Origin of the sequence: Pseudomonas sp. UV AK001, from assembly GCF_046097675.1 — a bacterium.
Lineage (GTDB): Bacteria > Pseudomonadota > Gammaproteobacteria > Pseudomonadales > Pseudomonadaceae > Aquipseudomonas > Aquipseudomonas kribbensis.
This window is the reverse complement of record NZ_JBJUVZ010000008.1, coordinates 209,515-228,113: the sequence shown is the minus strand read 5'-3', so window position 1 is coordinate 228,113 and position 18,599 is coordinate 209,515. Positions and strand designations below refer to the sequence as shown.

The 18,599-nt window shown below is 60.7% G+C and carries 15 protein-coding genes and 4 tRNA genes; 2 read left to right on the top strand and 17 right to left on the bottom strand.

The window, feature by feature from the left end; all coding sequences use genetic code 11:
• Positions 1-523: 523 nt before the first annotated feature.
• Entirely contained in the window at positions 524-898 is a 375-nt protein-coding gene (locus ACKLNA_RS21615; RefSeq protein ID WP_408987034.1) for a hypothetical protein, read from the top strand.
• Positions 899-1,645: 747 nt separating this feature from the next.
• On the opposite strand, the gene ACKLNA_RS21610 is transcribed toward ACKLNA_RS21615, so the two are convergent.
• Positions 1,646-1,722, bottom strand: a tRNA-Val gene (locus ACKLNA_RS21610).
• A 184-nt stretch (positions 1,723-1,906) separates the two neighbouring features.
• On the opposite strand from ACKLNA_RS21610, the gene ACKLNA_RS21605 reads away from it, so the two are divergent.
• Entirely contained in the window at positions 1,907-3,190 is a 1,284-nt protein-coding gene (locus ACKLNA_RS21605) for an NAD(P)/FAD-dependent oxidoreductase (protein WP_408987033.1), read from the top strand.
• 51 nt (positions 3,191-3,241) lie between these two features.
• Here ACKLNA_RS21605 and ACKLNA_RS21600 read toward each other — a convergent pair whose 3' ends face one another.
• From ACKLNA_RS21600 to truA, 16 genes are all read right to left on the bottom strand, one after another.
• Positions 3,242-4,213, bottom strand: a complete 972-nt coding sequence (locus ACKLNA_RS21600) for an XdhC family protein (RefSeq protein ID WP_408987032.1) — start codon at positions 4,211-4,213, stop codon at positions 3,242-3,244.
• Between the two features lie 2 nt (positions 4,214-4,215).
• Entirely contained in the window at positions 4,216-5,451 is a 1,236-nt protein-coding gene (locus ACKLNA_RS21595; protein ID WP_408987031.1) for a c-type cytochrome, read from the bottom strand.
• Between the two features lie 2 nt (positions 5,452-5,453).
• Entirely contained in the window at positions 5,454-5,993 is a 540-nt protein-coding gene (locus ACKLNA_RS21590; protein WP_039771584.1) for a (2Fe-2S)-binding protein, read from the bottom strand.
• Complete coding sequence (locus ACKLNA_RS21585) at positions 5,986-8,817, bottom strand: xanthine dehydrogenase family protein molybdopterin-binding subunit (RefSeq protein WP_408987030.1); 2,832 nt, start codon at positions 8,815-8,817, stop codon at positions 5,986-5,988. Before ACKLNA_RS21585 ends, ACKLNA_RS21590 begins: the two co-directional genes overlap by 8 nt.
• A gap of 410 nt (positions 8,818-9,227) precedes the next feature.
• Positions 9,228-9,304, bottom strand: a tRNA-Asp gene (locus ACKLNA_RS21580).
• Between the two features lie 93 nt (positions 9,305-9,397).
• A tRNA-Asp gene (locus tag ACKLNA_RS21575) sits at positions 9,398-9,474 on the bottom strand.
• Positions 9,475-9,528: 54 nt separating this feature from the next.
• Positions 9,529-9,604 (bottom strand) — tRNA-Val (locus ACKLNA_RS21570).
• Between the two features lie 90 nt (positions 9,605-9,694).
• Positions 9,695-10,471 carry an SDR family oxidoreductase gene (locus ACKLNA_RS21565; protein ID WP_408987029.1) on the bottom strand — a complete coding sequence of 259 codons (777 nt, stop codon included), beginning with the start codon at positions 10,469-10,471 and terminating at the stop codon, positions 9,695-9,697.
• Positions 10,468-11,679 (bottom strand): O-succinylhomoserine sulfhydrylase, encoded by a 1,212-nt coding sequence (locus tag ACKLNA_RS21560; protein WP_085712007.1) that lies wholly within the window; start codon positions 11,677-11,679, stop codon positions 10,468-10,470. The genes ACKLNA_RS21565 and ACKLNA_RS21560 overlap by 4 nt, the downstream gene beginning before the upstream one ends.
• Before the next feature lie 80 nt (positions 11,680-11,759).
• Complete coding sequence (gene purF / locus ACKLNA_RS21555; RefSeq protein WP_007956466.1) at positions 11,760-13,265, bottom strand: amidophosphoribosyltransferase; 1,506 nt, start codon at positions 13,263-13,265, stop codon at positions 11,760-11,762.
• 41 nt (positions 13,266-13,306) lie between these two features.
• Positions 13,307-13,867, bottom strand: coding sequence for a CvpA family protein (locus ACKLNA_RS21550; RefSeq protein WP_408987028.1), 561 nt, complete (start codon positions 13,865-13,867; stop codon positions 13,307-13,309).
• 98 nt (positions 13,868-13,965) lie between these two features.
• Positions 13,966-14,640, bottom strand: a complete 675-nt coding sequence (locus ACKLNA_RS21545) for an SPOR domain-containing protein (protein WP_408987027.1) — start codon at positions 14,638-14,640, stop codon at positions 13,966-13,968.
• Positions 14,624-15,931 (bottom strand): bifunctional tetrahydrofolate synthase/dihydrofolate synthase, encoded by a 1,308-nt coding sequence (gene folC, locus ACKLNA_RS21540; protein ID WP_408987026.1) that lies wholly within the window; start codon positions 15,929-15,931, stop codon positions 14,624-14,626. Before folC ends, ACKLNA_RS21545 begins: the two co-directional genes overlap by 17 nt.
• Positions 15,928-16,848 (bottom strand): acetyl-CoA carboxylase, carboxyltransferase subunit beta, encoded by a 921-nt coding sequence (accD, locus tag ACKLNA_RS21535; RefSeq protein ID WP_085712004.1) that lies wholly within the window; start codon positions 16,846-16,848, stop codon positions 15,928-15,930. Before accD ends, folC begins: the two co-directional genes overlap by 4 nt.
• Before the next feature lie 191 nt (positions 16,849-17,039).
• Positions 17,040-17,654 (bottom strand): phosphoribosylanthranilate isomerase, encoded by a 615-nt coding sequence (locus ACKLNA_RS21530; RefSeq protein ID WP_114882109.1) that lies wholly within the window; start codon positions 17,652-17,654, stop codon positions 17,040-17,042.
• A 64-nt stretch (positions 17,655-17,718) separates the two neighbouring features.
• On the bottom strand, positions 17,719-18,543 hold the full coding sequence (truA, locus tag ACKLNA_RS21525) for a tRNA pseudouridine(38-40) synthase TruA (protein WP_085712002.1): 825 nt from the start codon (positions 18,541-18,543) through the stop codon (positions 17,719-17,721).
• Positions 18,544-18,599 lie beyond the last annotated feature (56 nt).

The following is an 18,599-nucleotide window of genomic DNA, read 5'->3' as shown; positions in this document are numbered from 1 at the left end:
CGGAAAAGTCTCTGCCATCGGCACGGAAACTTCTCGCGATGCGCAGCCGGCGAGAAACATCAGACCAATCAGGTTCTGTTCTGTAGTCATCACTCTTCTCCGGACAAAAAAGCCACTTTTCGGAAAATTCTGGTCAGCGGTCAATTAATTGACTTTTGGAGGTGGCAGTGCTTCTTGCACCCAAACCGGGTACACATCATAGCAAGTCGTCCTTCGAGTATCGTTCGGCTCCATCAATCCCATATTCGGCCAGTATCGCGAATCCTGCGAAGACCCGAAGTAAGAAATAACTCTTACTTCTCGCTCGTCTTCAAACTGCATGTTCAGTTCTGCCATTTTGATCGCTCTTTAGAAGGAATGTTGCGTCACATTCACGAGCAGCGTGGTCGTGCCGGAGGCGTTGAACCATGTGCAAATGGTTTGTTGAATCGTGACCTCGATGTCACGAAGAATCCCAATTGATTGAACAGCAATTGCTGTGTGTCTGTTACACCATCGGGTGATGGCGAACATCGATAGGGTCGTGCTGATACTGCATGGACATAAGCAGAGCATTGGCACTGACGCATGGGCCACCACGCTCATACTGGACCAGATGCGCTACGCCCGCGACCAGATGGCCGAAAAGATCAAAGCGGCCGAGGCGTTGCCGAGACGTACGATCTGGCGCGCGTGCAATGGCAGCAGTCGCGTGGGCAGTTACCGCGAGGAGGACTTTGAGAAAGCCGCCAATCACCTGCTCCGCATCTTCAAAGAACCATTCATGACAGAGGCGCCGGAATACGTTGCCAAGCCTTATGGCACCGAAACATTCAAGCGCCAATTGCCAAGCATCAAAATCGAACGGGTCACTCAGCACGAATACGACACCGAGTGGTTCCCAACCAAAAACGAATAACCACCTTCTGCCGCCCCGAGCGTCATCCCCCCCCTGGAAGAGATCAAGTTCAAGCTCGAGCGGTACCGGCAGGATCTTGGCGAGTGCCTGATTGGTCAGATGGACGTGCTGACCATGGCCGAGTATCTGGACTAGTTCAGCAACAACGCCTGCACGAAGCACCGCCGGTTATGGGTGCAGATCTTCGCCTTCGCCGTAGCCGAGGGCCTGGCTGAGCTCAACTGCGCCGCGAGGATATCGTGACCTGGCTGAAGTCTGCCGTCGACATGGAGAAGAACACACTGACCGTGTCTTCGGGCAAGACTCAGGGGTACGACAACCCGATTCACCTGAAGATCACTATGGGCACCGCGAGCAGATCGACGCGAAGGATCACTGGACGTCGGTGACACCGGACTACCTGACCAAGGAATTCAGCCAGGCCCGGGATACGGCGCACGCCTACGACTGTGTGCCGGCCGGTGAGCGCCCCACTTTTCACGGGATCCGCGCTTAGGGTGCATGGCTGTACGAGAAGCAGGGTTTCCCGCAGGAATACATCCAGGCGCTGCTGGGCCACGCGGACGAGAAGATGACGAAGCACTACCAGGAGGGACACGGCGATAAGACGATTGAGTACGTCGAGGTGGGCGCCGAATTGGCGCTCCGAGGTGGGGGTTTTGCAAAAGTTTTGCAAATCGCAGAAAGCAAAAAGGGGTCACCGTTTCCGGTGACCCCTCTAGACCGCCCAGCAGAGCGGATTTTATTTGGTAGGCGCGATTGGACTCGAACCAACGACCCCCACCATGTCAAGGTGGTGCTCTAACCAACTGAGCTACGTGCCTGCTGTGAGGCGGCATTCTACGGAATTCCGAAGGGGTGTCAACACCTTTTTTTCACCTAACCCTATGAATATGCAAAATATTTAATTTCAGCCCTCCGCAAGAAGATTTCCCGGTGGCTGGCGGAGGTTTTTCAACTCGGGTAGGATCGTCGCACTCGTAAAATATATTAAACAGAGGCTGCAGGATGGCGAACACCCCTTACCCAGAGTCTTATTACGCTGCGTCGGCCAACGCCGTACCACCACGCCCTGCCCTGCAGGATGACGTGGAGACGGATGTCTGTGTGATCGGCGCTGGTTATACGGGACTGTCCTCGGCCCTGTTCCTGCTGGAGAACGGTTTTCGCGTGACCGTGCTGGAAGCCGCCAAGGTCGGCTTCGGCGCTTCGGGGCGCAATGGCGGGCAGATCGTCAACAGCTACAGCCGTGATATCGACGTGATCGAGCGCAGCGTTGGCCCCAAGCAAGCTCAGTTGCTCGGGCAGATGGCGTTCGAGGGCGGCCGGATCATTCGCGAGCGCGTCAGCAAGTACGACATTCAGTGCGATTTGAAAGACGGCGGTGTATTCGCCGCCATCACTGCCAAGCAGATGGGCCACCTGGAATCGCAGAAACGCCTTTGGGAGCGCTTCGGACACACCCAGCTTGAACTGCTCGATCAGCACCGCATCCGCGAAGTGGTTGCCTGCGATCAATACGTCGGCGGCATGCTCGACATGAGCGGCGGCCACATCCACCCGCTTAACCTGGCGCTCGGCGAAGCTGCTGCCGTGGAATCCTTGGGCGGCACCATCTATGAGCAGTCACCTGCCGTGCGCATCGAACGCGGCGCCAACCCGGTCGTGCATACACCACAGGGCAAAGTCCGAGCAAAATTCATCATCGTCGCCGGCAACGCCTACCTCGGCAATTTGGTGCCAGAGCTGGCGGCCAAATCGATGCCATGCGGCACACAGGTCATCACCACCGAGCCACTGGGCGATGAGCTGGCGAAATCCCTGCTGCCGCAGGACTACTGCGTTGAAGACTGCAACTACCTGCTCGACTACTATCGCCTCACTGGCGACAAACGCCTGATCTTCGGCGGCGGCGTGGTTTACGGCGCGCGGGACCCAGCCAATATCGAAGCGATCATCCGCCCGAAAATGCTCAAGGCTTTCCCGCAGCTCAAGGACGTGAAGATCGACTACGCCTGGACCGGCAATTTCCTGCTGACCTTGTCGCGCCTGCCTCAGGTCGGACGCCTGGGCGACAATATCTATTATTCCCAGGGCTGCAGCGGCCACGGCGTGACCTACACGCACCTCGCCGGCAAGGTACTGGCCGAGGCGCTGCGTGGCCAGGCCGAGCGTTTCGATGCGTTTGCCGACCTGCCGCACTACCCGTTCCCCGGCGGGCAACTGCTGCGCACGCCGTTTGCTGCGCTGGGCGCGTGGTATTACGGACTGCGCGACAAGCTCGGTTTCTGACGCGCAAAAAAAGGGCCGCTGAAAAGCGGCCCTTTTTACATTCTGCATGGATCAAAGCTGATCCCGCGCAATCCCGCTGCGAATCCGCAGGATATCCGCGAGCACTGCCAAAGCAATTTCCGACGGCGTCTTGCTGCCAAGATTAAGGCCGATCGGCGCATGAATCCGCGCCAGTTCGCCCTCCCCCAGACCACCAATCCGTCGCAAACGCTCGAAGCGCTTCTGTGATGTCTGCAGCGAACCCATCACGCCGATGTAGAACGCCTCGGTGCGAACAGCCTCCATCATCGCCAGATCGTCGATACGCGGATCGTGGGTCAACGCCACCACCGCCGTATCACGGTGACAGCCACCCTCGGCGATGAACACCGATGGCAGTTGCCGGCGAACTTCCACGCCATTGAGCACCACGCCTACCAGCACTTCATCACGCGGATCGCAGAGAATCACTTCGAAGCCGAGACCGACCGCGAACTCTGCACAGGCCTGAGCCACACTGGAATAGCCGGCCAGCAGCAAACGCTGGGCGGCACCAATGCGAATCCGCACGCGATCGATTTCACGCTCGATCCGCGCACCCTGCTCACGATCCGCAAACAGGCTGCGCGCGCCCGTGGCCAGATCGACCTCGCGAATCAAGCGGCGCTGCCCAAGCAATGCCGATTCGAGTTCACGCAGATGCGCCTGCACATCGCAGTCGGCGTCAAATTTCTCTACCAGCACATCGAGAATGCCGCCGCACGGCAGGCTGACCCGCGAGCGCGGATCGTCACCTTCGCCATAACGCACGACGTTGATTGCATCGAGAAATGCACCTTCGGCGACGCGTTCGAGAAAATCTTCCTCGACACAACCACCGGACAGCGACCCGATCCACTGCCCGTCATCGTTCACCGCCAACAGCGAACCCGGCGCGCGAGGCGCCGAGCCGTAGGTCGTCAGCACGGTGCAAAGCCAGATGCGCTGCCCCGCCGTCGACCATTCCAGCGCCCGACGCACAACCTGCAGATCGAGATGCTGCATGATCAGTGCGCCTTGTGCTCGATGGACGGCGCGTCAGCCTGAAGCTTCTGCACATCGCCCACCGCCAGTTCAGCAGATTGACCGCCCCAACCCTGACGCAGGTAGTTCAGCAGATCGGTCAGTTGTTCGGCACTGAGCTTGTCGGCAAAACCGGGCATCGGCTGCATGTGTTCGAATCCGGCGAATTTCTGTTCGCCGATACCGTCCTCGATCACTCGAACCAGATTGCGCGGATCCTCCAGGCGCAGCGTGGTATTGCCGCGCATGGCTACCGCGATGTGCGGCTTGCCCTCGCCACCGGCCGCATGACAGCCGGCGCAGACGTTCAAGTATTCCTGACGGCCGCGCTGGGCACTGGCACTGAGTTTCTCCACTGGAGCGTCGGTCAGCTCTTTCGCTGCCGGCGGCTTGTCGCCGAGCAGGAAGGTTGCCATCGCTGCCAGATCCGGGTCACTCAGGCCCTGGGTGCTGTTGTGGAACACCGGGAACATCTCGTTGAACATCGTGCCCTGGGCACTCATGCCGTGCTTGAGGAACGTGCCCAGGTCCTGCTGATTCCAGCCGCGGGCCGCCAGGTCCGTCGCCAGCAGGCTCGGCGCCAGATAGCCGTTGAGGATGCCTCCGGTCAGGCGCTTGTCCAGCTGCATCGCGCCCGGCAAGCCGCGTGGCGTGTGGCATTCGCCGCAGTGACCCAGCACTTCGACCATGTACTGGCCGCGCTTCCAGGCGTCACTTTTGCCTTCGGCCGGCTCCAGCTTCAAGGCTTTGCCGTACATCATGTTCCAGCCGATCAGACCCGGACGCACGTTGAACGGAAAGCTCAGGCTCGTCACCGGCGCGGCGCGCTCGATCGGCTCGATGGTTTTCAGATACGCATGAATCGCATCCGAATCCGCACGCGGCATCAAGTGATAAGAGGTGTACGGCATCGCGGGGTACAGATTGGCGCCGTCACGCCGCTTGCCTTCAGTCAGCGCAGCGAAGAATTCGTCATCGCTGTACAGGCCGATGCCGTGCTCTTTGCTTGGGGTGATGTTGGTGCCGTAGATTGTGCCGAACGGCGACACGATCGGCAGGCCACCGGCAAACGGTGCGCCGCCCGGCGCTGTGTGGCAAGCCATGCAGTCGGCGGCGCGGGCGAGGTATTCGCCGCGCTTGACCTGATCATCCGCATGAGCCGCCAGAACAGGCACGGCAAACCCGACCGCCAGGGTCAGGCGGGTCAATAAACGCTTCATACTTAACCCTCCTTGACCAGGCCGAGATCGGTCAGCACGTTGCGGGTGGCGTTGTAGTAACGCACATACCCGGTGCAACGGCAGATGTGATGGCCGAGGCTGTCCTCGATGACTTGTTCCAGTTTGCTTTTGACGATCGGCTGGCGTTGCAGCTTTTCCACCAGCACGGTGGCGGCGTTGACGAAGCCCGGTGCGCAGTAGCTGCACTGGAAGGCAAATTCGTCGACGAAACGCTGCTGGATCGGGTTCAGCTCGGTGACCTGACCTTGCTCGTCACGCTTGGCATGACCTTCGATGGTGCGGACTTTCTTGCCCTCGAAGTAATGCGCGCCGGTGATGCAGGTGCGCACTTCTTCGCTGGTGCCGTCCGGGTTGTCGACGATCACCACACAGGCGTGGCAGATGCCCTGGCCGCAGCCCAGGCGCGAACCGGTGAGGTTCTTGTATTCGTGCAGGTAATCGATCATCGGCAGGTCATCAGGGATGTCCACCGGGCCGACGGATTGACCGTTGAGGGTCAGTTGAAGCGGACGGTTAGCCATTGAGGGCCTCCTTGATGCGCGCAGCAGTGATTGGAAGATCGCGGACACGTTTGCCGATGGCGTGGGCCACGGCGTTGCCGATGGCACCGACCACCGGGATCATTACCACTTCGGCGATGCCTTTGGACGGATCGCTAGGCGACAGCGGCGGCAGGATTTCCGACGTCTGCTTCCACACCGCCACATGGCGCGCCATCGGCAGGCGATAACGGTTGAAGTTCCAGTCACCCTCCCCCGGCCCGCCTTCGTACAGCGGCATCTCTTCCATCAAGGCGTGACCGATGCCCATGGCGATCCCGCCTTCGAGCTGGCCACGAACCAGTTCTTCGACCAGCACCCGGCCGCATTCCAGCCACGAGTGATGGTTGAGCACTTCGACTTCTGCCGAACCTTTGTTGACCTTCAACTCGACCAGCGTTGCGACCGGGCTGTAATAGGTCACGGCAGCGTTGTTCAGCTGAACCACCGGATAGGCGATGTTCTGCCGGTCCAGCAGGTGGAAACCGTCGCTGGTCATCTGCGCTTTCTTGGCTTTCGGTGCGCCGTCACCGTACTTCACGGCCAACCCGTCCAGCGGCAGACGCTCACGCACGCCGTCGATGCTGTATTCGGCTTCTGCCCAGCTCCAGCGGTTGAAGCCGTGAACCGTGGCAGCCGTGACCAGACCGCGCTCGTGAGCACGCTTGGCCAGTTCTTCGAAACTCAGCGGCTGCATGCCGTTGGCAGTCAGTTTGCCGTCGACCCAATGCGCATCTTCGCGACGTACGACGTAAGGGTTGGCCTGGCCGCCGTACGGGCCCTGACGCCAGATCTCCAGCGCTGCCGGCCACAGACCGTGGTTGAACAGTACGCGCGCCGCTTCACGGGTGGCGTGGCTGAAGTAGTAGGCGGAGTTGGTCGCCGACGAGGCCGACGCCAGCTTGCCAACCCAGCGCGGGTTGCGCAGGAAGTTGTCCTGCTCGGCCTGGCTCATGATGTAAGGGTTGCCGGCGGTGACCAGCTGCATTTCCTTCCATTCGGTTTCGCCGGTCTTCACGTCGTGCGCCGGGCTGCCGAGGAAATCGGCGACCACCAGGGCTTGCGAAGTGGACATGCCGGTGCCGATCTCGATACCGATGTGACGCAGGGAAATGCGCCCTTCAGCGGTGAATTCGATGCTGGCCATCGGCGCTTCGGAACCGGTGCCGAAGTCTTTCTGGCAAATGGCGAAACCGACGCCGTACCAGTTGTCCGGATCCGCCGCTTCACGTTGTTTCTTGATCGCGTCGCGGTTCTTCCAGACTTCGTGCAGCGAAGCCTTGTCGAGAATCTCGTGCAGGCGCAGTGCACCGGCCGGGATCGCGCCCTGGGTGTTTTTCATCCCCGAACGCAGCGCGTTCTTGCGGCGCAGATCGATGGCATCGACACCGAGGCGGTCGGCGATTTCATCGACCATCATTTCGGTGGAAGCCATGCTCTGCAGCGTGCCGTAGCCGCGCATCGAACCGGCTTCAACGCCACGGGAGTGGTAAGCGGTAACTTGCAGGTCGTTCTGCGGCATGTAGTAAATCGACTGAGCCGCCGTTGCACCCACCGCAGCCACCGACGGGCTGTAGTTGATCCGACCGCCACCGTCGACACTCATTTCGGCACGGAAAATCTTGAAGCTGTGATCGGTCTTGTCCACTGCCAACTGGTAGCGGATGTCGAACGGGTGACGCTTGATGCCGCTCTGGAACTGCTCGTAGCGGTCGTTGGCCAGGCGAATCGGCACACCTGCGCCGTACAACGCTGCCAGGGCCGCGTAGTAGACGAAAATGTTGTGATCCTTGGAACCGTAACCGACGGTGTAACCCGGGTGCATGTTCAGGTTGGCCAGACCGAAGCGCGACGGCGAGATCATCTTCGCGGTCTCGGTTGCAGCCTCCAGCGGGCACTGGGTGGCGACGACGAAATGCAGGGTCTTGGTGGCCGGGTCGTACCAGCCGTTGCCGTTGTCCGGCTCCATCGCAGCCGGTTCGATCGACGGAGTCTTGTAGCGCTCGTCGAACACCAGCCAGTTGTCCGGCGGCGTGTCGATCTCTTTCTTCATGCGGTCGGCGTAGAACAGACCGCGCTCGGTCAGGTTGCCGTGCAGGTTCGGCTGGGAATTCCACACCGGGCGCCGATTCTTCAGCATCGGGAACAGGATCGAGTCCTTGAGGCTGGCGAATTCGTCTTCGTCCGCCGACGTCGGGCCACCGACGCGCACGTAGCGGAAACTGCCATAGGGATCGCCTTCGTAGAACGGCACTTTTGCACCGTAACGAATCGCTTTGTCATTGAATTTGAGTTTGTTCTTGGCCTGACGGAAACTCTCGAAATCGTTCCAGATCAGGATGGCGACCGGGTGGCCGATGAACATCGGCACCTTGCCTTCCGGCAGCAATGGATCCGGGGCGTGTTCTTCCGGGAATACGATGCCGTCTTTGTCCAGGTCGGCCGCGGTGACGATGCGGTCAGGCTGCAGATCGGCGCCGAGCCACGACAGGTCGTAGCCGTCGTAGATGCGGTCGGCCTTGATGGTTTTCAGCAACATGGCATGGCCTTGCTGCTGGGGCCAGCCCGGCATGTCCTTGGAACGGATGTCGCGGGCAAACACTTTACTGCCGCAGACCTTGGACAAGGCATCGTTACGCTGGCGCGCCTTGCCGTTATTGCCGAGCCACTGCTCGGACGGCACGGTCACGCTGTTTTCCATCAAGGCAGCCAGCGCCTGACTGCTGAGCGGTGTGAGCGTAACGCTCACACCCGCCACCAGCCCGCCCTGAAGGAACGAGCGCCGGGATATTTCACGGTTGGACATGGATCATCCTCTGGGCGGTTATGGATCCGCCCTTCTGGTTATCTACTGGGAATCTCGAGTCTTGCAGAAGCCCTTTTTGGCTAAACAAAGGGCGTGATGACAGTGCAAAGCTGACCGAAAGGTTAACTTTAAAGGTTTCTGCGCTCGCAGCAAACAACCAGTTACAAAAATCTGACTAAAGAATCAAAAATCAATGTGGCATTGCATCGCAGCGACCCAATGACGCAGAAGATATTGCCGCGAGGACAACGTGCAATCGTCGCGAGACAACTGGAGGAGGAACTTTGGAAAGGTCAAATTTCAGACACAAAAAACCCCGGTCTTTCGACCAGGGTCTTTGCTATCGATTCCGAATCAACCAACGGTTGCTTTCGGTGTTTCAAGGCGTTCAGTGGTCCTTGAAACAGATATGGCGCAGCGGACGGGACTCGAACCCGCGACCCCCGGCGTGACAGGCCGGTATTCTAACCGACTGAACTACCGCTGCGTATCGCTTTGAGCTTGCGCTCAAGTAACTCGTTTGACTGAAAGCTTCGGTGCTTTTCAATCGCGAACCAGACAGTGTCTGACTCGTTGAATATGGCGCAGCGGACGGGACTCGAACCCGCGACCCCCGGCGTGACAGGCCGGTATTCTAACCGACTGAACTACCGCTGCGCGTCGGTGGAGGCACTTTCAGCCTACCTCTTGCTTTCGCAAGTATCTCGGGAGTGGTGGGTGATGACGGGATCGAACCGCCGACATTCTGCTTGTAAGGCAGACGCTCTCCCAGCTGAGCTAATCACCCGTTTGCATCTCCGAGGTCGCGAAATTTACGCAGGTAGCGAACCTAAGTCAATAGCAGGATTGAAGTTTTTCTCAAAAAGACAAAAACATGTCATTCCGAGTAGATCATCTTCTTGGTCATACCGCCGTCGACCACGAATTCCTGCCCCGTCACAAACCCGGCATTCTTCGACAGCAGCCACGCCACCATCGCCGCCACATCCTCGACCGTCCCTACCCTGCCCGCCGGATGCTGGGCATGATCGGTATCGGTCAGCGGTTCGGCACGCCGTGCAGAGGGATCCCGCGCGTCGATCCAGCCCGGGCTGACCGCGTTGACACGAATCTCCGGCCCGAGGCTGATTGCCAGCGCATGAGTCAACGCCAGCAAGCCGCCCTTGCTCGCCGCATAGGCTTCGGTATCAGGCTCTGACTGCGCTGCCCGGGTCGAGGCCAGATTGACGATCGCCCCATTGTGCGCCCGCAGATACGGCGCACAATGCTTGGCCAGCAGCATCGGCCCGCTGAGATTCACCGCCAGCACCCGGCTCCAGTAGGCCAGATCCAGGCTTTCCAGGGTGATGTTGTGCGGATCGGCCACCGCCGCGTTACACACCAACGCATCCAGACGACCGAACTGCCCCAGCACTTCCGCGACGCCGAGCGCCACCTGGCTTTCATCCGCCACGTCCATGGCGATGAACCAGGCGTTTTCACCCAGCACCTTCGCCACTTTCGAGCCTCGCGCCCGATCCAGGTCCGTCAGCACCACTTGCCAGCCTTCGCTGATCAGCCACGCTGCGATCCCCAGACCGATGCCGCGAGCGGCACCCGTGACCAGCGCAACGCGGCCATGGGTGCCCGTATTTGGCGTGGACAACTCGATCACAACGCCGCCAGACCGCGCGCCAGGTCGGCTTGCAGGTCAGCGACGTCTTCCAGGCCGACCGCGATGCGGATCAGGCTGTCACGAATCCCCGCCGCTTCACGCTCCTGCGGTGCCAGACGGCCGTGGGACGTGGTGCTCGGGTGAGTGATGGTGGTTTTGCTGTCACCCAGGTTGGCGGTGATCGAAATCAAACGGGTCGCATCGATAAAGCGCCAGGCGCCCTCTTTGCCGCCCTTCACCTCGAAGCTGACGACCGCACCAAAGCCCTTCTGCTGACGCTGGGCCAGCTCGTGCTGCGGATGGCTCTTCAGACCGGCGTAATGCACTTTCTCGATGCCATCCTGCTGCTCCAGCCACTCAGCCAATTGCTGGGCGTTGGCACAGTGCGCCTTCATCCGCAGATTCAGGGTTTCCAGGCCCTTGAGGAAGATCCAGGCGTTGAACGGGCTCAGTGTCGGGCCGGCAGTGCGCAGAAAGCCGACGATTTCTTTCATCTGCTCGCCACGACCGGCCACCACGCCGCCCATGCAACGACCCTGGCCATCGATGAACTTGGTGGCCGAGTGCACAACGATGTCGGCACCGAGCTTCAGCGGTTGCTGCAGCGCAGGCGTGCAGAAGCAGTTGTCGACCACCAGCATCGCACCCTTGGCGTGCGCGATTTCCGACAGCGCGGTGATATCCACCAGCTCAGCCAGCGGATTGGACGGCGACTCGACGAACAGCAACTTGGTGTTGGACTTGATCGCCGCATCCCAGGCCGACAGATCGGCCAGCGGCACGTAGTCGACTTCCACGCCGAAGCGCTTGAAGTACTTCTCGAACAGACTGATGGTCGAACCGAACACGCTGCGCGACACCAGCACATGGTCGCCGGCACTGCACAGGCTCATCACCACCGCCATGATCGCGGCCATGCCCGTCGCCGTGGCTACGGCTTGCTCGGCGCCTTCCAGCGCGGCAATGCGCTCTTCGAACGAGCGAACGGTCGGGTTGGTGTAACGCGAGTAAACGTTGCCCGGCACTTCCCCGGCAAACCGTGCAGCGGCGTCGGCGGCGGTACGGAACACGTAGCTGGAAGTGAAGAACATCGGATCACCGTGTTCGCCTTCCGGCGTACGGTGCTGACCGGCACGTACGGCCAGGGTATCGAACGCTACGCCTTCGAGGTCGCTGTCCAGCCGACCGGCATCCCATTCCTGACTCATGCTGTCACTCCTTGCCCTGTTCTCGATAAATAAAAGTCTTTTGCCAGATACAAAACCGGCCCCTAAGGGCCGGTTGAAACTCAGTTGTTGTACAGATCGATGATCGCACTGACCGCCTGGGTCTTGACCTTCGAGGCATCGTTGCGTGCCTGTTCGATCTTGTTCAGGTAGGCCTCGTCGACGTCGCCGGTGACGTACTTGCCGTCGAACACCGCGCAATCGAAGTTTTCGATCTTGATCTTGCCGCCACCGACCGCTTCGATCAAGTCAGGCAGGTCCTGATAGATCAGCCAGTCAGCGCCGATCAGGTCAGCGACATCCTGAGTCGAACGATTGTGCGCGATCAGTTCGTGAGCGCTTGGCATGTCGATGCCGTACACGTTCGGGAAGCGCACGGCCGGAGCCGCCGAGCAGAAGTAGACGTTTTTCGCGCCGGCTTCGCGGGCCATCTGGATTATCTGCTTGCAGGTGGTGCCGCGAACGATCGAGTCGTCCACCAGCATCACATTCTTGCCGCGGAATTCCAGCTCGATGGCGTTGAGCTTCTGGCGTACCGATTTCTTGCGCGCGGCCTGGCCGGGCATGATGAAGGTACGGCCGATGTAACGGTTCTTGACGAAGCCTTCGCGGAATTTCACACCCAGGTGGTTCGCCAGTTCCAGCGCGGCAGTGCGGCTGGTGTCCGGAATCGGGATGACCACGTCGATGTCGTGTTCCGGACGCTCGCGCAGGATCTTCTCGGCCAGCTTCTCGCCCATGCGCAGACGGGCCTTGTAGACCGACACGCCGTCGATGATCGAATCCGGACGCGCCAGGTAGACGTGTTCGAAGATGCACGGGGTCAGGGACGGGTTGGTCGCACACTGACGGGTGTGCAGCTTGCCGTCTTCAGTGATGTAAACCGCTTCGCCCGGCGCCAGGTCGCGAATCAGGGTGAAGCCGAGCACGTCCAGCGAAACGCTTTCGGACGCGATCATGTACTCGACGCCTTCGTCGGTGTGACGCTGGCCAAACACGATCGGACGGATGCCGTGCGGGTCACGGAAGCCGACGATGCCGTAACCGGTCACCATCGCCACGACCGCGTAACCGCCGACACAACGGTTGTGCACGTCGGTCACGGCGGCAAACACGTCTTCTTCGGTCGGCTGCAGCTTGCCGCGCTGGGCCAGCTCGTGGGCGAACACGTTGAGCAGCACTTCCGAGTCGGAACTGGTGTTGACGTGACGCAGATCGGATTCGTAGATCTCTTTGGCCAACTGCTCAACGTTGGTCAGGTTGCCGTTGTGCGCCAGGGTGATGCCGTACGGCGAGTTGACGTAGAACGGCTGGGCCTCGGCCGAGGTCGAGCTGCCGGCAGTCGGGTAGCGGACGTGACCGATACCCATGTGGCCGACCAGGCGCTGCATGTGACGCTGCTGGAACACGTCACGCACCAGGCCATTGTCCTTGCGCAAGAACAACCGGCCATCATGGCTGGTCACGATACCGGCAGCGTCCTGGCCGCGGTGCTGGAGCACGGTTAGCGCGTCATACAGCGCCTGATTGACGTTCGACTTACCGACGATACCGACGATGCCACACATGCGACGCAACCCCTACTTAATGGATCTGAACTGAACAACACTCACTGAGGCGTTTTGGCCGACGGCAAGAGTTGCTCCTTGAACGGAATATCAGCGGGTACGCTGATTCCGCTGGCAAGCCACTGACTGCTCCACCCGAGAATCAGGTTCTTGGACCAGTCGGCGACCAATAGAAACTTTGGCACGAGCTGTGATTCTTTCCACCACCCGTCCTGCTGTACCGGCCCCAGGCTCAACAGCCCGACCGACACGACCACCAGCAACACGCCACGCGCAGCGCCGAAGGCCATGCCGAGGAATCGATCGGTCCCGGACAACCCGGTGACGCGAACCAACTCGCCGATAAGATAATTGATCATTGCGCCCACGATCAGTGTGGCGACAAACATGATGGCACAGCCCGTGATGACACGAGCCGACGGTGTTTGAATGTATCCGGCGAGGTACTCGGACAGTGAGCCACCGAACATCCAGGCAACCGCTCCTGCGATGATCCAGGTCACCAGCGATAGTGCTTCCTTGACGAAGCCGCGGCTCAAACTGATCAAAGCGGAGATGGCGATGATTGCAACGATCGCCCAGTCAACCCAGGTAAATGGCACAGTGCAGCCTACAGACGGATAAGGCGGCGCATTTTAGCAGAGCGCATGGCTGTCGGTAAGCTGCGATTGTCAGTGCATTTCAATCGAGATGATAGTTTTCAGCCACGCTCGGGCTGGAAGCGCACCACAAACCCCTTGAGGTTCTGCTGGCGGCTCAACAGATCGCGCAAACGATCGGCTTCGGCGCGCTCGATCAGCGGACCGACGAACACCCGATTCTTGCCATCGGCGGAGCGGATGTAAGCGTTGTAGCCCTGACTGCGCAGGGTTTTCTGCAGGCTTTCGGCGCTGGCGCGGCTCGACAGACTGGCCAGTTGCACCGACCAGCTCACCGACAGGCTATTGGCATCGACCCGGCTCTGGGTGGTATCCGGCTTGGCAGACAGTGCAGCGATCGGCTGGGCCGGGGCTGCAGCAGGCTTGGTCACGGGTGCAGGTGCCGGAGCAACCGCAACCGGTTTGGCGACCGGGGCCGGGGCCGGGGCTGGAGCTGGAGCCGCAGGCGCAATCGGTGCCGCTGGCGCCGCTTGCTCGGCGACTTCGTAATCGCTCGGCACTGGCTCCTGAGGCAGAACCTGTGGCTCAGGCACCGCTACCGTCTCCATCTGGATCTGCGCCACGGCAGGCGCCTGCGGAGAAGCCGGAGCATCGACGGTCACCTGACGCTGCTCGTCCTGACGGGAAAACAGCATCGGCAGGAAAATCACCGCCAGCGCCACCAGCACCAGGGCACCGACCATGCGCTGCTTGTACGCTTTATCCAGCAAAGCCATTTGCCGCTTCCTCCGTGGAGCGCCGGGCCAGCCATTCAAGGGCCTCGGCGACACAATAAAATGATCCGAACAGCAAGATCTCGTCGTCGCTGGTGGCCACTGCGCACTGCCCTTCCAGGGCGGCCGCCACGCTGTCATAAGACGTGACCGACGCACCAAGGTTCTGCAATGCAACATTCAATTCAGCCACCGGACGCGCTCGCGGCGAATCCAGTGGCGCCACCGCCCAATGCTGGACGCTGGCATTCAGCTCACCGACCACACCGTCCAGGTCCTTGTCCGCCAACAGGCCGAACACCGCCAGGCGCTTGCCGACCGACGGGCGAGCCGCCAGACGCCGGGCCAGATACTCCGCCGCGTGCGGGTTATGCCCGACATCCAGCAACAGGTTCAGGCGCTTGCCGTTCCATTCGAAGGAGCGACGATCCAGACGACCGACCACGCGAGTCGCCTGCAAGGCCGCAACAATCTGTTGAGCATCCCAAGGCAGACCCAGCAGCAGATAAGCCTGCAACGCCAGCGCAGCGTTTTCCATCGGCAGATCGAGCAGCGGCAAATCCCGCAGCTCTACAACTTGACCATCAGCATCAGTGCCACGCCACTGCCAGAATTGATCAGTGATGCCGAGATCGAAATCCCGCCCACGCAGGAAGAACGGGCAAGCAAGCTCACGCGCCTTGTCCAGCAACGGTTGTGGAGGATTCAGATCGCCGCACAGCGCAGGTTTGCCCTGACGGAAAATCCCGGCCTTCTCGAAAGCCACGGATTCGCGGGTGTTGCCCAGGTAATCGGCATGATCGACACCAATGCTGGTGACCAGCGCGATGTCGGCATCGACCACGTTGACCGTGTCCAGACGCCCGCCGAGACCGACTTCCAGCACCACCGCATCGAGCCCGGCCTGCTGAAACAGCCAGAACGCCGCCAGGGTGCCCATTTCGAAGTAAGTCAGGGAAGTCTCGCCACGCCCGGCCTCGACTGCCGCGAAGGCTTCGCACAGCTGCGCATCAGTGGCTTCGACGCCATTGAGCTGCACCCGCTCGTTGTAACGCAGCAGGTGCGGGGAATTGTAGACACCAACGCTCAGGCCCTGCGCCCGCAGCAGCGAAGCCACGAAAGCGCAGGTCGAACCCTTGCCGTTGGTGCCGGTGACCGTAATCACCCGAGGCGCCGGCTGGCCCAGCCCCATGCGGGACGCTACCTGTTGCGAACGCTCCAGCCCCATGTCGATGGCCGAGGGATGCAACTGCTCAAGGTAGGCGAGCCACTCGCCAAGGGTGCGCTCGGTCATACGTTGGCAGGCACCGGCGGAACGACGATCGGCTCGATCGGCGCAGCAACGAAGGTCGGGGTTGGCTTGCCGGTCAGTTGCGCCAGCAGGTTGCCCAGGCGTGGACGCAGCTCGCGACGGTCGATGATCAGGTCGATTGCGCCGTGTTCCAGCAGGAACTCGCTGCGCTGGAAGCCTTCCGGCAGTTTTTCACGAACGGTCTGCTCGATCACGCGCGGACCGGCGAAGCCGATCAGGGCTTTCGGCTCGCCGACGATGACGTCGCCGAGCATTGCCAGACTGGCGGAAACGCCGCCATAGACCGGATCGGTCAGCACGGAGATGAACGGAATGCCTTCTTCACGCAGACGTGCCAGCACAGCCGAGGTTTTGGCCATCTGCATCAGCGAGATCAGGGCTTCCTGCATCCGCGCGCCACCGGAGGCGGAGAAGCAGACCATCGGGCAACGGTTTTCCAGGGCGTAGTTGGCGGCGCGCACAAAGCGCTCACCGACGATGGCGCCCATGGAGCCGCCCATGAAGCTGAATTCGAACGCCGAAACCACGACAGGCATGCCCAGCAGGGTGCCGCTCATGGAAACCAGTGCGTCTTTCTCGCCGGTCTGCTTCTGGGCAGCCACCAGGCGATCCTTATACTTCTTGCCGTCGCGGAATTTCAGACGGTCAACCGGCTCCAGGTCGGCGCCCAGTTCAACACGACCTTCGGCATCCAGGAAGATGTCGATGCGCGCACGTGCGCCAATACGCATGTGGTGGTTGCACTTAGGGCAAACGTCCAGGGTCTTTTCCAGCTCCGGACGATACAGCACAGCCTCGCAGGACGGGCATTTGTGCCACAGACCTTCAGGGACCGAGCTCTTCTTGACCTCGGAACGCATGATCGAAGGGATCAGCTTGTCTACCAACCAGTTGCTCATGCTTTCTTTCTCCAGTACCGGCGGCCCGAACGCTCTGGTTCGCGGCCCCGCGTATGCCCTTCAGCTAAATTCATGTGTGGCGATGATCGATGGATTGCCGGGTCAGCGGAACTGACCTGCGTACAACCCGAAAAGACCCTCAGCCTCTTTTCTACAGAGCTGTGGACGGCGGCAGTCTGCCAGCCGTCACATCAACGTACGGCGTTGATGAACGCCCGAATCTTTGCGTGATCCTTGATGCCCTTGCTCGCCTCTACCCCACCACTGACGTCCACGGCATATGGCCGCACCCGGGCAATGGCGTCAGCGACGTTCTCCGGGGTCAGGCCGCCGGCCAGAATCAGCGGCTTGCTCAAACCCTGCGGAATCAATGACCAGTCGAACGCCTCACCGGTTCCACCAGGCACGCCTTCAACGTAGGTATCGAGCAGCACACCACTGGCGCTCGGGTAGGCATTGCAGGCGGCGGCGATGTCATCGCCCGCCTTGACCCGCAGGGCCTTGATATATGGCCGGTGCCAGCCTTCGCACTCGGCAGCGGTTTCATCACCATGAAATTGCAGCAGATCCAGCGGCACGGCATCGAGGATTTCCCCGAGCTCGCAGCGGCTGGCATTGACGAACAGCCCGACGGTGGTCACGAACGGCGGCAACGCGGCGATGATCGCCCGCGCCTGCTGCACCGTCACCGCACGTGGGCTTTTAGCGTAGAACACGAACCCGATGGCATCGGCCCCGGCCTCGACGGCTGCCAACGCATCTTCCATGCGGGTAATCCCGCAAATCTTGCTGCGAACGGCCGACATGTCGATAAAAACCTCAAGGCAAATCCGGGAAAGTCCCGGATGGTAACAAATGCATTCGAGGGCGTCAGCCGTCAAGTTCCGAGAAACCCGTAAGGAAATGTGGCCCGATGAAACGCTCGGGCAACGGGAACTCGTCGTGGTACTCGACCTGCACCAGATACAGCCCGAACGGATGCGCCGTGACCCCGCCGGAACGCCGCTCGCGGCTTTCCAGCACTTCTTTCATCCACTCCGGCGGCCGCTCGCCGGCACCGATCGTCATCAGCACCCCGGCGATATTGCGCACCATGTGGTGCAGGAAGGCGTTGGCGCGGATGTCCAGCACGATCATTTTGCCGTGACGGGTCACGCGCAGATGATGCATCTGCTTGATCGGTGACTTGGCCTGACACTGACCGGCACGGAAGGCACTGAAATCATGGGTACCAATGAGGTACTGCGCGGCCTCGGCCATGCGCTCCACGTCCAGCGGACGGTGATTCCAGGTGATTTCTTCATTGAGATGCGCCGGACGGATCTGATCGTTGTAGATCACGTAACGATAGCGCCGGGCAATGGCCTTGAACCTCGCATGGAAGTGCGCAGGCATGACCTTCGCCCAACTGACACTGATGTCATGGGGCAGATTGATGTTGGCGCCCATGACCCAGGCTTTCAGCGAGCGGTCGACCTGGGTGTCGAAATGTACGACCTGCCCGCAGGCATGCACGCCGGCATCGGTGCGCCCGGCGCATTGCAACGAGATCGGCGAATTGGCGACCTTCGACAAGGCTTTTTCCAGGGTTTCCTGCACGGTGAGCACACCCGTGGACTGGCGCTGCCAGCCACTGTAGCGCGAACCCTTGTACTCAACGCCCAGGGCGACGCGAAAAAAGCCTTCAGGGGCCATTTCGGCGGCCGGATTATCTATGTTTGCCAAGTCGGTACAGCCTGCTGATCTACAAA